General features: G+C 61.7%; 12 protein-coding genes. All 12 read right to left on the bottom strand.

Features of this window, described 5'->3' with window-relative positions; genetic code table 11:
• Positions 1 to 137: 137 nt before the first annotated feature.
• Positions 138 to 1856 (bottom strand): class I poly(R)-hydroxyalkanoic acid synthase, encoded by a 1719-nt coding sequence (gene phaC / locus IVB22_RS07910; protein WP_247516730.1) that lies wholly within the window; start codon positions 1854 to 1856, stop codon positions 138 to 140.
• Between the two features lie 166 nt (positions 1857 to 2022).
• Complete coding sequence (locus IVB22_RS07905) at positions 2023 to 3402, bottom strand: sigma-54 dependent transcriptional regulator (RefSeq protein WP_247516729.1); 1380 nt, start codon at positions 3400 to 3402, stop codon at positions 2023 to 2025.
• Positions 3392 to 5227, bottom strand: a complete 1836-nt coding sequence (locus IVB22_RS07900; protein WP_247516728.1) for an ATP-binding protein — start codon at positions 5225 to 5227, stop codon at positions 3392 to 3394. The genes IVB22_RS07905 and IVB22_RS07900 overlap by 11 nt, the downstream gene beginning before the upstream one ends.
• A gap of 49 nt (positions 5228 to 5276) precedes the next feature.
• Positions 5277 to 6272: a cytochrome d ubiquinol oxidase subunit II gene (locus IVB22_RS07895; RefSeq protein ID WP_247516976.1), complete on the bottom strand. Its 996-nt coding sequence runs from the start codon at positions 6270 to 6272 to the stop codon at positions 5277 to 5279.
• A gap of 5 nt (positions 6273 to 6277) precedes the next feature.
• Positions 6278 to 7561 carry a cytochrome ubiquinol oxidase subunit I gene (locus IVB22_RS07890; RefSeq protein WP_247516727.1) on the bottom strand — a complete coding sequence of 428 codons (1284 nt, stop codon included), beginning with the start codon at positions 7559 to 7561 and terminating at the stop codon, positions 6278 to 6280.
• A complete protein-coding gene (locus IVB22_RS07885) occupies positions 7558 to 7668 on the bottom strand; it encodes a cytochrome ubiquinol oxidase subunit I (RefSeq protein WP_247516726.1) in 111 nt (36 codons plus the stop codon). The genes IVB22_RS07890 and IVB22_RS07885 overlap by 4 nt, the downstream gene beginning before the upstream one ends.
• A 75-nt stretch (positions 7669 to 7743) precedes the next feature.
• The gene (locus IVB22_RS07880) at positions 7744 to 9066 is read right to left on the bottom strand and encodes an NAD(P)/FAD-dependent oxidoreductase (RefSeq protein ID WP_247516725.1); all 1323 of its coding nucleotides are present in this window, start codon (positions 9064 to 9066) and stop codon (positions 7744 to 7746) included.
• A gap of 50 nt (positions 9067 to 9116) precedes the next feature.
• The gene (locus IVB22_RS07875; RefSeq protein WP_247516724.1) at positions 9117 to 11393 is read right to left on the bottom strand and encodes an NADP-dependent malic enzyme; all 2277 of its coding nucleotides are present in this window, start codon (positions 11391 to 11393) and stop codon (positions 9117 to 9119) included.
• 78 nt (positions 11394 to 11471) lie between these two features.
• Positions 11472 to 11897, bottom strand: coding sequence for a TIGR01841 family phasin (gene phaP, locus IVB22_RS07870; protein ID WP_247516723.1), 426 nt, complete (start codon positions 11895 to 11897; stop codon positions 11472 to 11474).
• Positions 11898 to 11945: 48 nt separating this feature from the next.
• Positions 11946 to 12305 (bottom strand): acyl-CoA thioesterase, encoded by a 360-nt coding sequence (locus tag IVB22_RS07865; RefSeq protein ID WP_247516722.1) that lies wholly within the window; start codon positions 12303 to 12305, stop codon positions 11946 to 11948.
• A gap of 54 nt (positions 12306 to 12359) precedes the next feature.
• Positions 12360 to 13085 carry an acetoacetyl-CoA reductase gene (phbB, locus tag IVB22_RS07860; protein ID WP_247516721.1) on the bottom strand — a complete coding sequence of 242 codons (726 nt, stop codon included), beginning with the start codon at positions 13083 to 13085 and terminating at the stop codon, positions 12360 to 12362.
• 125 nt (positions 13086 to 13210) lie between these two features.
• The gene (locus IVB22_RS07855; RefSeq protein ID WP_247516720.1) at positions 13211 to 14383 is read right to left on the bottom strand and encodes an acetyl-CoA C-acetyltransferase; all 1173 of its coding nucleotides are present in this window, start codon (positions 14381 to 14383) and stop codon (positions 13211 to 13213) included.
• Positions 14384 to 14426: the final 43 nt, after the last annotated feature.

The following is a 14426-nucleotide window of genomic DNA, read 5'->3' as shown; positions in this document are numbered from 1 at the left end:
CTGGATCTCCCGGTGCACACGTCGTGCACACGCGGCCTTTTAACCAATCGAAAGACTTAAACTGATGCGCCGATCCATCGCCGCCTCGACTCCCTCTCGGTTGCCGGTAGTACCACGCTCGCCATAGACGCCGGCTGTCAGTCGGCTTTCGCCTTCACATATCGACCGGGTGCAGATTCGCCCGGAGGATAGAGGTTGCTGCCAAGTTGCGTGCGCGCCGGTAGTTGTTCTTCCGCCCGCGGCTTGAGCCAGGCAATCCAATCATTCCACCAGCTGCCGGGCTTTTCATCGGCGCCGGCCAGCCAGATCGCCGGGTCGTCGCACCGATTGGTCGACACCCAATAGCTTCGCTTGTTCTTCGACGCCGGATTGATCACACCGGCGATATGGCCGCTTGCGCCAAGGACAAAGCGAGTGTCGCCACCGAACAGGCCCGTTGTCCGATAGGCGGATCGCCACGGCACGATATGGTCCTCGACCGTCGCCAGAACATAGGCCGGCAGGTCGACCCGCCCCAGATCGACTGAAGTGTTGCACATCGTCAACCTGTTCGGTTCCCGGAGATTGTTCTCCAGGTACATGTTCCTGATATACCAGCAGTACATCGGTCCGGGCAGATTGGTGACGTCGGCATTCCAGAACAGGAGATCGAAACGCTCGGGCGATTTTCCTTTCAGATAATTATTGATCACGTTCGGCCATATCAGCTCTTTCGAACGCAGCGTCTGGAACACGAACCCCAGCTCGGCGCCGCGGTAGATGCCGCCATTTCCGATGGTCTGCTCACGCTGTCGCACGCTCTCCTCGTCCACGAATACGCCAAGATCACCCGGTTCGCGGAAATCGAGCATGGTCGTCAGCAGCGTCACGCTGGCGACCGATTCGTCGCCTCGGGTCCGAAGGATAGCAAGTGCAGACGACAGGATGGTTCCGCCGACGCACCAGCCGACGACGTTGACCTTGTCGGCGCCGGCGATCGACCGGGCGATCTCGATGGCGCGCATTGCGCCATGCTCGACGTAATCATCCCATCCAAAATGCCCGCAAGAGGCATCCGGGTTGCGCCAGGAAACGATGAAGACCGTCATGCCGTGCTCGACCGCAAACCGGACGAAGGAATTGGCCGGCTGGAGGTCAAGAATGTAGAACTTGTTGATGCAGGGCGGCACAATCAGCAGTGGCCGCACAGCCACCTGCTCCGTCGCCGGTTCATATTGAAGCAGTTGAAACAGGTCGTTCTCGAATACGACCGCGCCGCTGGATGCCGCGACGTCCTTTCCGACCTCGAAAGCGCCCTCGTCCGTGATCGTCAGACTACCCCTGCTCAGATCCGACATCAGGTTGTCCAGGCCTGCCTTGAGGCTTTGGCCTTCGGTGTCCGTCGCGAGCTTGATGACGTCGGGATTGGTGGTGACAAAATTGGTCGGACTCATCGCCTCGACGAGTTGGCGCGTGAAGAAACGCAGCCGATGCTTTTCCTTTTCGTCCAGATCCAGCGCTTCGACGAAGTCAGTGCAATAGCGCGAATCCAGCAAATAGCATTGCTTCAGCAGACTATGGAGCGAATTGTCCCGCCATTCCGTGGCGCTGAACCTGCGATCGCCGCGCAGAGGTTCGAGGGCCGCCTCGGTCTGCATTCCTGCCGCCGATTTGAAGACGTTTTCCGTGAGCTGGTACAGACGCATCAGATGGTCAGCCTGTAGTTCGGCGATGCGTCCCGACGAACTCAGAGCTGAGCTGACGCTCGCGCCGTCACGATCGGCATTCGGTGTCCATCCCAGCGACCGCCACAGGCTCGCACCCGCCTTCATGAATCCCTCGACAAACTCGTCAGGCATATTGAATGGCCGATTCATCGTTTCCCCTCACTCAGCAAATTGAATGCTTCGTTTGTTTCCGGTTTTGGGCCGCTTCTGTCCGGCGCCCTTCGTTGTCGTGCCCATCGCGCGATCGCCATGTCCGGCCAGCTGCAGGAGGCCGGCCCGCAAGCCTGCAAGGGCGTCGCAAGGGTTCGCTTGATCGTCAGGATCCGGTGCGAACGATTGTCGTCCCTTCCCTGATCTCGTCGACATTCACTGAAAGGCGTTTGATCTTATCGTACAGCGTCTGCTTCGGGATGCCCAAAAGCATTGCAGTTGCCTGAACGTCGCCCTGCTTGCGCCGCAGCGCGTCCTCGATGATCGACCGCTCGATGTTCTCCAACTGTCGAGGCAGCGACACGTCCGATGCGCCGAACCCGGGCTTGTTGACGGCCTTGCCGTCGAGCACGCCGAGCACGAAGCGATCGGCGACGTTACGGAGCTCCCGTACGTTTCCCGGCCACGAATAGGCCAGCAGGACGGACAGCGTCTGCTCGTCCAGTAGCGGCGCGTCGCGCTCGAACCGTCTGGCGGCATCCAGCGTGAAGTGCTCGAACAGGAAGGGAATATCTTCGCGCCGCTCGCGAAGTGGCGGCAGTTCGATGAATGCGACGCCGAGGCGATAATAGAGATCGGCGCGAAACACCTTTTTTTCGCTCAGCTCGAGCAAATTCGTTTTGCTGGCCGCAATGACACGGCAATCGACGGAAATCGGCTTGTTCGAGCCGACGCGCTCGATCGACCGGTCCTGCAGCGACCTCAACAACTTCACCTGCACGCTCAGCGGCATGCTCTCGATTTCGTCGAGGAACAGCGTTCCGCCATTCGCATATTCGATCTTTCCGATACGCTGACGGGTGGCGCCGGTAAATGCGCCCACCTCATGGCCGAACAGCTCGCTCTCGACCAGCGATTCGGGAAGGCCGCCGCAGTTTACCGCGACATAATTGCCGCCGCGTCGCCCGCTGTGATTGTGGAGACAGCGCGCAACCACGTCCTTGCCGGTTCCGGTTTCGCCATAGATCGTGACGTCGACATTGGTCGCGGCCAATGTGGAGACGAGCCTGCGAACTTCCTGTATCTGCGGCGACCGGCCCAGCAGGCTCGACTCGATTCCCTGGCGGTCCGCCAGAGCGGATCTCAACGAGCGTACTTCCAGGGTCAGCCGTCTCTTTTCGGCCGCCCTGCGCACCACCGAGATCAGCTGCTCCGAAGAACATGGCTTCTCGATGAAGTCGTAGGCACCATTTCGCATTGCCTGCACGGCCATGGAAATATCGCCATGCCCGGTGATCAGGATCACGGGCAGGTCCTGATCCAGCCGGCGCAGATCGGACAGCCATTCAAGGCCGCTCTTGCCGCGCAGGAGCACGTCGCAGACCACAACGAATGGCATGTCGGCGCACACGGACCCAGCAGCGGTCTCGACCGAGGCGAATCCCGAGACGGAAAACCCGGCGAGTTCGAGCGCCTGAACGCCACCGATCCGGACATCGTTGTCGTCCTCGACGTAGATCACGCCGATCGATTGGTCATCGTCCATGCGAGGTCTCTGATGTGCCAGCCAATGGAAGGATCACGACGAATTCGGCGCCGGACGGCATCAGGTTTCGGGCGCGCAGTTCGCCGCCAAAGGAGCGCGCGATGTGGTTGGAGAGCATCAAGCCGAGGCCGAGCCCCTTGCCGGCAGGCTTGGTCGTCACAAAAGGCTCGAACATGCGCTGCAGGACGTCGGACGCGATTGCAGGACCGCTGTTGCTGATGACGATGCGGCAGCGGGCGGTCTGCGCCTCTTCCCGGGTCGCGCGTATCAGGATCGACTTCCGATCGGCGCCCTCCACGGCGTCCAGCGCATTCGCCACGATATTGCACAACAGCTGCTCAAGTCGCGTCTGGTCGGCAACGACGGAGAGATTCGCGTCAATATCCGTTACGAGATCGACTCCGGTCTCCTTGACGCGCGCGGCGAGGATCTTGAGGGATTCGGCCATAGCATGCTCGACAGCGACCGCGTCAAGCGGGCTGCTCGACTTGTATGCAAAGACCCGCAGTTGACTGGTCAAGCGTCCGAGCCGACGTACCAACTCGCCGATCCGGGTGAGATTTCCGCGGGCATCGCCGATCGACCCGCGGTCGACGAGCAGAACCGCATTGTCGGCAGCGGTCTGCAGGGCGGCCAAGGGCTGATTCAGTTCATGCACGATTCCGGCCGACATCTGGCCGAGGGCGGCGAGCTTCCCGGCATGGACCAAATCATCCTGCGCGGCCCGCAGTTCAGCGGTTCGTTCCTGCACCCTGATCTCGAGCATGTCGTTCGCCGCCTGCAACGCCGCCTGATTGGCCAGGCGTTGCTTGATCGCTCGCCTGCGTTGCTCGACCAGACCAGCCGCCAGCAACGCAACGATGGAGGCGAGACCCGACATCGCACCGATGATGAGCGCAGTCTGCCGTATTGGCGCCTCATCGTCGAGAAGGACCAGCTTCCACAGACCATGGTTGATTGGCCGTTCGCTGAGGGTGTAGGCGCGGTTTTCTGCGGTGACGCGTGCAGAGCCATCCGAGAACTGAGCGGCAAAGGTCCATCCGAGCGGCGTCAGCTCGTGGTTTCCATATGGCTTGGATCGCGAAATCTCATCGTGCATCTGAAGCGACAGCGGCTGCATTGGACGAAAGCGCCACGCGTCGCGAGAGGAAAGTATCGCGACCCGGCGCTCGTCGAGCAGAAGAATATCGCTGTCAATGTCGCGCCACGCGCGCTCGAACGAATCCAGGTTGACCTTGACGGTAGCGATACCCCTCGTCTCTCCGCCCTCCTTGAGGGCATAGGAGAGATAGTAGCCGGCGCGCGCGCTTGTGATGCCGACACCGAAGAACGCCCCTCGACCCTTTGACAGAGCCTCGCTCACATAGGGCCGGTACGACAGGTTTTGGCCAACCGGTGTACCCGGCTGCTCGAAATCAGCCGCGGACAGCGTATCGCCGGAGACGCCGAGGACGTAGAGATTGTCGGCTCCCGCCAGCAGATTGATCGATTTCAGGTACTGGCTGACGGCTTGCCGCAACGCGGAATCGACGGGAGCCCCGAGCAGCTGGAAGACGCTGGGGGACGTTTCGAGCAAAGACGGCAGATACTCAAATCTTGAAAGATGACCGTCGAGCCGGGCTGCTTCCACGGCCAGCCGCTGCTGGGCGGCAGCGCGCAAATGGTCAAGTCCGCGCTGGAAAGCCACAGCATATCCGAGCCACGAAGCGGCAACGACCAGCGCGACTGCGGTTGCTCCGCGCACAAGCCAACGCGTGGAACCTGACGCCACCGAACTGATTTCGGGTCGCCCCTTGATGTTCACCAGCGATGGAAGGTCCGTCATCTCGGGAACCAGACAAATCCGAGGAGCGCCGGCCACGACGGACGACCGCTCATGCATAGTCTAACTCTATGGTCTTGCCCCGGAATACGCGATAGGAAAATCCGGTATAGGCGATGATGACAGGCAGCGTGACGCACACCCCGATCAGGATGATCTTGAGCGATTCGGGGCTGCTGGCGGCTTGCCAGACGGTAAGCCTGTCGATCACCACGAAGGGATAGATGCTGTAGCTGAGGCCAAGGAAGCTCAGGAGGAACACAAGCACAAGCAAGGCAAACGGCAACCAGCACAGGGCGCCGCGCACGGCGGGCGAGCCGAGCAGGAGGCGCACCGTCAGCAGCGCTATCCCCGCCGTTATCGGGATCGATGCCACCGCAATCATCGCCGGCAAGGTAAACCACCTCTCGCGAACGGTCTCGCTGATCCAAGGCGTCGCCATCGAGATCAGTATCAAGCCTACGACCATGGGCGGCCAGGCAATCTTGCTCCATTCGATCGCCTTGTGCTGGAGCTGGCCGTCGGTCTTCATCACCAGCCATGTCGCGCCGAGCAGCGCGTATGCCATGGGCAGCGCCACCGCAATGGCGCCGGCAAAGATCGGATAGTTCCAGCCCTCGCCGAAGCCGCTGATATAGCGACCAAGCATCCAGCCCTGACACACGGAGGCAAGCATTGATCCGGCGATAAACAGGCGATCCCACGTCGCCTTCCGGTTGGCCTTGCCCTTGACCCTGAAATCAAAGGCTGCGCCGCGCAGTATCAGGCCGACCAGCATGAGAGCGGTCGGCAGGTACAGTTCCGATAGGACCAGCCCATGCGCCTTTGGGAAAGCTACTAGCAGCAGGCCGACGCCAAGAACCAGCCACGTTTCATTGGCGTCCCAGAACGGACCGATGGACGCGACCATGGTATCCCGCTCCTCGGGCGTCGCCCGATGCATGAGCATGCCGACCCCGAGATCGTATCCGTCGCTCACGACGTAGACGAGCAGCGATACCCCCATCAAGCCGATGAAAATGAGCGGAAGGAGTTCATCGAAGGACATCGAAATCATGCGAATTCTCCCCGGCGCTGATACTTGTGCGGGCCGTCCTCATAGTCTTTCGATGTGATGGGGCCTTTGGTCCTTTCCGCTGTCTCCGACATGTATTTCAGCACCCCGACATACGCCACGAGCAAGGCCAGATAGAGCACAACGTAGATTGCGAGCGTCAGGGCAACGCTTGACGACGGCACCCGTGAGGCAACGTCGGCCGTTCGAATGAGACCGGAGACGATGAACGGCTGGCGTCCGATCTCCGTGACGTACCATCCGGCAATGGTCGCAACCCAACCGGCAAAGGTCATGCCTGCGAACACCTTGAGCATTGGCCGTGGCATCCGGGCGAAATCCCAGCCATCGCGCCAATGCCTCCACAGGCCGATCCAGCTGACCAGCAGCATCAGGATGCCGGTCCCGACCATGATCCGGAAGCACCAGAACACCGGAAAGACCGGCGGATGGGCCGATGGAAATTCGTTCAGTCCCTTGATTTCGCCGTCAAGATCGTGCCGGAGGATCAGGCTCGCGAGCTTCGGCACGGCCAACTCGAAATGGTTCGATCTCGTCGCATCGTCCGGGATCGCAAACAGAAGAAGCGGCGCACCGCGCGTCGTTTCCCAGACGCCTTCCATCGCCGCGATCTTCTGCGGCTGGTGCTTCAGCGTGTTGAGCCCGTGCAGATCGCCCGCCACCATCTGCGCGGGCGCCGCCAGCGCAGCGAAGATGAGCCCGGCCCGCAACACGCGTGATGCAGTGTCGATCGCGACGCCCTTGAGGATCTGCCAGGCGCTGATCCCGATGAGCAGGAACGCGCAGGTCAGCGCGGATGCCAGCACCATGTGGACGAAGCGATATGGGAAGGACGGGTTGAAGATGATCTCCAGCCAGTTTCGCGCGTGAAACTGGCCATCGACGATCTCATATCCTGCAGGCGTCTGCATCCATGAATTGAGGGCAAGGATCCAGAATGCGCTCATCAGCGTGCCGAAGGCGACCAGAAAGGTCGCCCCCAGGTGGACCATCTCGCCGACCCGGCGGTGGCCGAACAGCATCACGCCGAGAAAACCCGCTTCCAGAAAGAATGCGGTCAGCACCTCATAACCGAGCAGCGGGCCGGCAATATTGCCGACGCGCTCCATGTAGCCCGGCCAGTTGGTGCCGAACTGGAAGCTCATGGTGACGCCGCTAACGACCCCGAGCGCGAATGTCAGGGCGAATATCTTTGTCCACAGCCGGTAGGCGCGCAGCCAATCCAGCTTTTGCTGCGGGTCGGTCGCGCGCAGGTGCTTCAACCGAAAAACAGCAGAACCCAGCCCAGCGCGATCGAAATCGAGGGAAACAGAATGTGGAACGTGATATTGGCGGCAAACTGGATGCGCGCAAGGAACACAACGTCCATCAGGATGCCCTCCAGGTTCGGCGCAGTGCCTTCGCATCAATCAAGCACGACATCCCTCCCGCTTGCGACCCGATATCAATGAAGCTTCACATGCGGCTCCGTGCGCCGGGTGATCAGGCGGGCGAGCGTATCGAGCGCAACCTTCACCGAACCGTGCAGCGCGTGTTCGTGCATCTTGTAGAGAGACAGGTACATCATCCGCGCGAAGATGCCTGCGAAGACGAGGTTGCCGCCCACGAGCGCTCCCATCATCGAGCCGACGGTGCTGAATTCGCCGAGCGACACCAGTGATCCGAAATCTTTATACTTGTAGTCCTTGATCGGCTCGCCCCGCAGATAGCGCGGAAGCTGGGAATAGAGGTGTGAGGCCTGCTGATGGGCCGCCTGCGCGCGCGGCGGCACATTACCGCGCTCGCCCCACGAGCAGGCCGCGCAGTCACCGATGGCAAAGATGCCGTCGTCGCGCGTTGTTTGCAGCGTCGGCCGAACGACGAGCTGATTGATGCGGTTGGTTTCGAGACCGGCGATTTCTTTCAGGAGATCGGGCGCCTTGACTCCCGCAGCCCAGACGATCAGTTCGGCGGGGATCGTCCGGCCGTCCGTCAGATTCACACGGTCGGCACCGACCTCCGAGACCTTGGCGCCCACCAGCAGATTGACGCCCAGCCTGACGAGCAACTTCTCCGTCTCTTTCGAAACCCGTTCGGGCAAGGCGGGAAGCACCCGTTCGGCGGCTTCAATCAGCGTAATCCTGATGTCCTTCTGGGGATCGACCTGATCGAGGCCATACGCCACCACTTCGCGCGTCGTTCTGTGGAGTTCGGCCGCAAGTTCGACGCCGGTCGCACCGGCCCCGATGATTGCGACTTTCAACTGGTGCGCTCCCAGAGGCGCCGATTGGGCATGCGCGCGGATACACGCATTGACCATTCTTTCGTGGAACCGCCGTGCGTCCGACTGCGATTCGAGCTTGATCGCATGGTCCACGACTCCAGGCGTGCCAAAGTCGTTGTTCTGGCTTCCGACGGCGACGACGAGCACGTCATAGTCAAAGGTCCGCTTCGGCGTGACCTCGCGGCCCTCGGCGTCGAAATACGGCGCTACCAGCACCTGACGGCGATCCCGATCGATCCCGATCATCTCCCCGATCCGGTAGCGAAAGCCATGCCAGTAGGATTGCGCAAGATAATCGACCTCGTGGGCGGCGATATCCATGCTCCCGGCGGCAATCTCGTGAAGCTTCGGCTTCCACACATGCGTGCGGTTTCGCTCGATCAGCGTGATGTCGAGCTTTCCCTTGCGCCCGTATTTGTCGCCCAGGCGCGTCGCAAGCTCCAATCCGCCGGCTCCGCCTCCGACGATCACAATGCGGGATGTTCCCAACTGTGGCTCACTCATGATGATGGCCTCGACCGATCAGTTCACAGCTCGTCCAAGCGCTTTCCCGATCAAGCTCGCTCCGAAACGGCGTCAGCGGCCGCGACGGCAGCCATGTTAACGATGCGCCGCACCGTGGACGACGGCGTGAGGATGTGGGCCGGCTTTGCCGCCCCGAGCAGAATGCCGCCCACCGTCAGCCCCTGCCCTGCAGCCATCCGCAACAAATTGTAGGAAATGTTGGCGGCATCGAGATTCGGCATCACCAGCACATTCGCCGGCCCCTCGAAATCGGTGTCGGGAAACTCGTGATCAAGCACCGACTGCGACAGCGCGGCATCCCCGCGCATCTCGCCCTCCACGGCCAGATCGGGCGACCGCTCGCGGATGATCGCGCGCGCTTCCCGCATCTTGTGCGCTTCCGGGACCGCCGAGCTGCCAAAGCTCGAATGCGACAACAGCGACACCCTCGGCGTGATGCCGAACCGCCTGACCTCGGCGGCTGCCAACAATGCAATATCGGCGACCTGCTCGGCGGTCGGGTTAAGATTGCAGTGCGTGTCGCAAATGAACAGCTGATGCTTTGGGAGAATGAGCATCTGCATCACTGCGAGCGTGCGCACGCCGTCCCGGGTCCCGATCACGTGGCGTATGGCGGTGAGGTGATTGGCGGTCCTTCCGATGACCCCGCACAGCATGGCATCGCCGATGCCCCTCTCGAGCAGGATCGACGCCAGCACCGTCGCATCGCTTCGCGTCTCCGAGAGGGCCAGCGCGGCCGACACGCCATCGCGCTTTCTGCGCGCATGGTACACTTCCGCGCACTCGGAATATACCTGCGCATCATGCGGATCGATGATCTCGCAGTCGTCGCCCGGCCTGAGCCGGAGACCGAAGGCCTTGATCTGCTCTTCGATCGTTGACGGCCGGCCGAGAAGCAGCGGTCTGGCAATTCTCTCGTCGGCGATGACTTGTGCTGCGCGCAGTACGCGCTCATCCTCGCCTTCCGCCAGAAGCAGCGATTTGCCGCTTCCCTTCGCCACCAAAAAGACCGGCTGCATCGCGTTGCCGGACTGGTAGACGAACCGGCCGAGTTTCTGACGATAGGCCTCCATATCGACGATCGGACGCCTGGCGACGCCGGTGTCGGCAGCGGCCTTGGCCACCGCCGGCGCGATCATTTCGATGAGCCGCGGGTCGAACGGCTTGGGAATGAGATAGTCGCGGCCAAAGCGCAGCCCCTCCCCCTTATAGGCGGCGGCGACCACCTCAGGCACCTCCGCCATCGCCAGATCCGCGAGCGCGCGGACCGTCGCGAGCTTCATCTCCTCATTGATCGTGGTCGCCCCGCAATCCAGCGCGCCTCTGAAGATGAACGGAAAGCACAGCACATTGTTGATCTGGTTGGGGTAGTCGGAACGTCCCGTCCCGATGATCGCGTCGGGGCGGACCGCCAGCGCATCCTCCGGCATGATTTCGGGTATCGGGTTGGCCATGGCGAAGATCAGGGGATCTCGCGCCATCTTCTTGACCATGTCGGGCGTCAGCACATTGCCGGCCGACAAGCCGAGGAAGATATCCGCGTCCTGAATGATCTCGTCCAGCTTTCGCGCATCCGTTTTCACCGCATAGCGCGCCTTGTTGTCATCCATGCCCTCGGTGCGGCCCGCATAGACGACGCTTTTTGCGTCGGTCACGATGATACGGTCGTGCCGCAGGCCAAGGCTGACGATGAGATCGAGGCATGCAAGAGCCGCTGCGCCGGCGCCGGAGCAAACCAGCTTGACGTCCGCGATGTCCTTTTTTACCAGCTTCAGCCCGTTGAGGATCGCCGCCGCCGCGATGATCGCGGTGCCGTGCTGGTCGTCGTGAAAGACGGGAATTTTCATTCGCTCGCGCAGCTTCTGTTCGATATAGAAGCATTCCGGCGCCTTGATGTCCTCCAGGTTGATGCCGCCGAAGGTCGGCTCCATCCTGGCGATCGTTTCGATCAGCGCGTCAGGGTCTTCCTCGGCGAGCTCGATATCGAACACGTCGATCCCGGCGAACTTCTTGAACAGGCACGCCTTGCCCTCCATGACCGGCTTGCCCGCCAGCGGGCCGATATTGCCGAGACCGAGCACCGCGGTGCCGTTGGTGATGACGGCCACGAGGTTGCTGCGCGCTGTCAGTTCATCGGCCTGCAAGGGGTCTTTGGCGATGACCAGGCAAGGCTCCGCCACGCCGGGCGAATACGCCAGCGCCAGATCGCGCTGCGTTGCCATTGATGTCGTCGGCACGACGGAAATCTTCCCCGGCGTCGGCAGGCGATGATATTCGAGTGCGGCTTCCCTCAGATCCTGATCCATCGTGTTTCCTCGACTTGATTTCTTCGTTCGAAAGGCCGGCGCGACCGATCCCTCGCCTGCCTTGAGCTGTGGGTGGCCTCACGCGCTTCCGCTGCGATTGCGCGCGGCCCCCATTCCGTCCTCGAAGCGGCGGTGCAATATTTCCATCGTTTGCTTCTGGGAATCGGCCGCCGTCTCGGCAAGCTGGCGCATGTTGGCCAGGGCCTTCTCGAATCCCTGCCTGGCGATCTCAGTGCGGCGTCCCGCAACGGATTCGTCGCGCGCCTCGGCGGCGATCGCCGTCATGGTTTCCTGGAAAACCTCGGCCTGCCGAGCCATCAGGTTTCGCCAGCTGTCATATGCCGAACGGTTGACCTCGATCAGCGCGTCGATGTTTTTCTTCTCCGTATCGATCAGCGACATCATGTCGACGCCGCTGATCTGGCAGGATTCGATGAGCTTGGCGAAGTCGAACCCCGTAAAGCCCCAGTCGGCGTCGTTTGACTTCGATTTGCTGTCAGACATTTTCTTCTCCTTCATCGGTTGTTAGTGCCGGCTCGTTTGAAGCGTCGCTTACGGTCGAGATGCTTCCCCTTGTCGATCAAACCCGATCGGCGCAGGACGTCCCTCACCGTCGAGAGCGACGAACGTAAAGATACCCTCCGTCACCTTGACACGGTCCCCCAACCGGCTGCGCAGCGCCCAGGCCTCGAGGCGGATCGCTACCGACGTACGCCCCATGCGCTCGGCCGCCGCGTAAACGCAGAGAACATCTCCGACATGCACCGGCTTGATGAAATGCATCGCCTCGATCGCAACCGTCGCGACACGCCGCTGCGCACGCTGTCCGGCATGAATTCCTCCGGCGATGTCCATCTGCGAAAGCACCCAGCCACCGAAGATGTCGCCGCTCGGATTCGCATCCGCAGGCATTGCGAGCGTTCGTGTCGTGAGATCCCCTCGTGGCTGCATCGACATGGCGGCGGCTCAGACCATGCTCTGGCCGCCGTTTGCGGATATCGTCGAGCCCGTGATGAAACCGGCATCATCAGATGCCAGGAACACGACCGTGCGCGCGATCTCGTGCGGTTCGCCCAGACGGCCGACCGGGATCAGGGGAAGAATGTTCTTGGCCACGACTTCCGGGTTGATCGCCTTGACCATCTCGGTGGCGATATAACCAGGACAGATCGTGTTGACGGTGATGCCGGAGCGCGCTCCCTCCTGGGCCAGCGCCTTGACGAAGCCGATGTCGCCCGCCTTGGCGGCGGAGTAGTTGACCTGGCCCATCTGGCCCTTCTGGCCGTTGATCGAGGAGATGCAGATCACGCGACCGAACTTGCGCTCACGCATTCCTTCCCACACCGGCCTCGTCATGTTGAACAGCGAGTTCAGGTTGGTGTTGATGACCGCATACCATTGGTCCGGCGTCATCTTGTGGAACATGCCGTCCTTGGTGATACCAGCGTTATTGACCAGCACGTCCACCGGGCCGAGATCAGCTTCGACCTGCTTCAGACCTGCGACGCAGGCGTCGTAGCTCGACACGTCCCATTTGTAGGCGTTGATGCCGGTCTCGCCCTTGAATTTAGCGGCAGCCTCATCGTTGCCGGCATAACTCGCAGCCACCTTGTAGCCCGCCGCCTTGAGCGCGATCGAGATCGCCTCTCCGATACCTCGCGTACCGCCCGTCACCACCGCAACCCTGGACATCGTCTCCTCCTGATCCTGATCGGTTCAACTGGTATTTGCCCGGCTTTCGGAGAACCGTTGTTGTTCGTGGACGGCCTGGTGCCGTCCACGTCTCGCTTCGGCCGGATGACCGGCCGTCCGTCGGTCTAGCGCTCGACCGTCAGGGCGACGCCCATGCCCCCGCCGATGCACAGTGTGGCAAGCCCCTTCTTCGCGCCACGCTTCTGCATCTCGAACAGCAGCGTCGTCAGAACGCGCGCGCCGGATGCACCGATTGGATGGCCGATGGCGATGGCGCCGCCGTTCACGTTAACGATCGAGGGATCCCAGCCCATATCCTTGTTGACCGCGATGGCCTGCGCCGCGAAGGCCTCGTTGGCCTCGACGAGATCGAGATCCTTGACCTTCCAGCCGGCCTTTTCGAGCGCCTTGCGCGACGCCGGAATCGGGCCCGACCCCATGACCGCGGGGTCGACGCCCGCAGTCGCCCAGGAGACGATCTTGGCAAGCGGCGTGAGGCCGCGCTTGCTGGCTTCGTCGGAGCTCATCAACACCAGCGCGGCCGCGCCGTCGTTGAGACCGGAGGCATTGCCGGCGGTGACCGTGCCCTCCTTGTTGAAGGCGGGCTTCAGCTTTGCCAGCGCGTCCTGTGTCGTGCCCGGACGAATATATTCGTCCTGGTCGACGACGACGTCGCCTTTCCTGGTCTTGACGGTGACGGGAATGATCTCGTCCTTGAAGCGGCCGGCCTTCTGCGCGTCCTCGGCCTTGTTCTGCGAGCTGGTGGCGAACGCGTCCTGCTCTTCCCGGGTGATCTGCCACCTGGCAGCGATGTTCTCCGCCGTGACTCCCATGTGATAGCCGTGGAACGCATCCAAGAGGCCGTCCTTCAGCATGGAGTCGACGAACTTGGTGTCGCCCATCTTGGTACCGTTCCGCATATGCGATAGATGCGGCGCCATCGACATCGACTCCATACCGCCGGCGACGATGACCTTCGCATCGCCATTGGCGATCTGCTGCAAGCCGAGGGCCACCGAGCGCAGGCCCGAACCGCAAAGCTGGTTCATGCCCCACGCCGTCTTCTCCTGCGGAATGCCGGCCGCCATGGCGGCCTGCCGCGCGGGATTTTGTCCTTCGCCGCCGGACAGTACCTGGCCCAAGATCACTTCATCGACTTCTTCCGGCGAGACCTTGGCGCGCTCAAGCGCTCCCTTGATCGCCACCGCCCCAAGCTGATGGGCAGTCAACGCACCAAACGCCCCATTGAAGGAGCCAACCGGCGTCCGGGCAGCAGACACAATTACTACTTCAGTCATGATCAACTCCTCGTTTAGCGTTCCCTGCGCTTCTGTTTTCAAG

Origin of the sequence: Bradyrhizobium sp. 190 (assembly GCF_023073415.1) — a bacterium.
GTDB lineage: Bacteria > Pseudomonadota > Alphaproteobacteria > Rhizobiales > Xanthobacteraceae > Bradyrhizobium.
The sequence above is the reverse complement of the archived record's forward strand: the minus strand, read 5'-3'. Positions and strand labels throughout refer to the sequence as shown.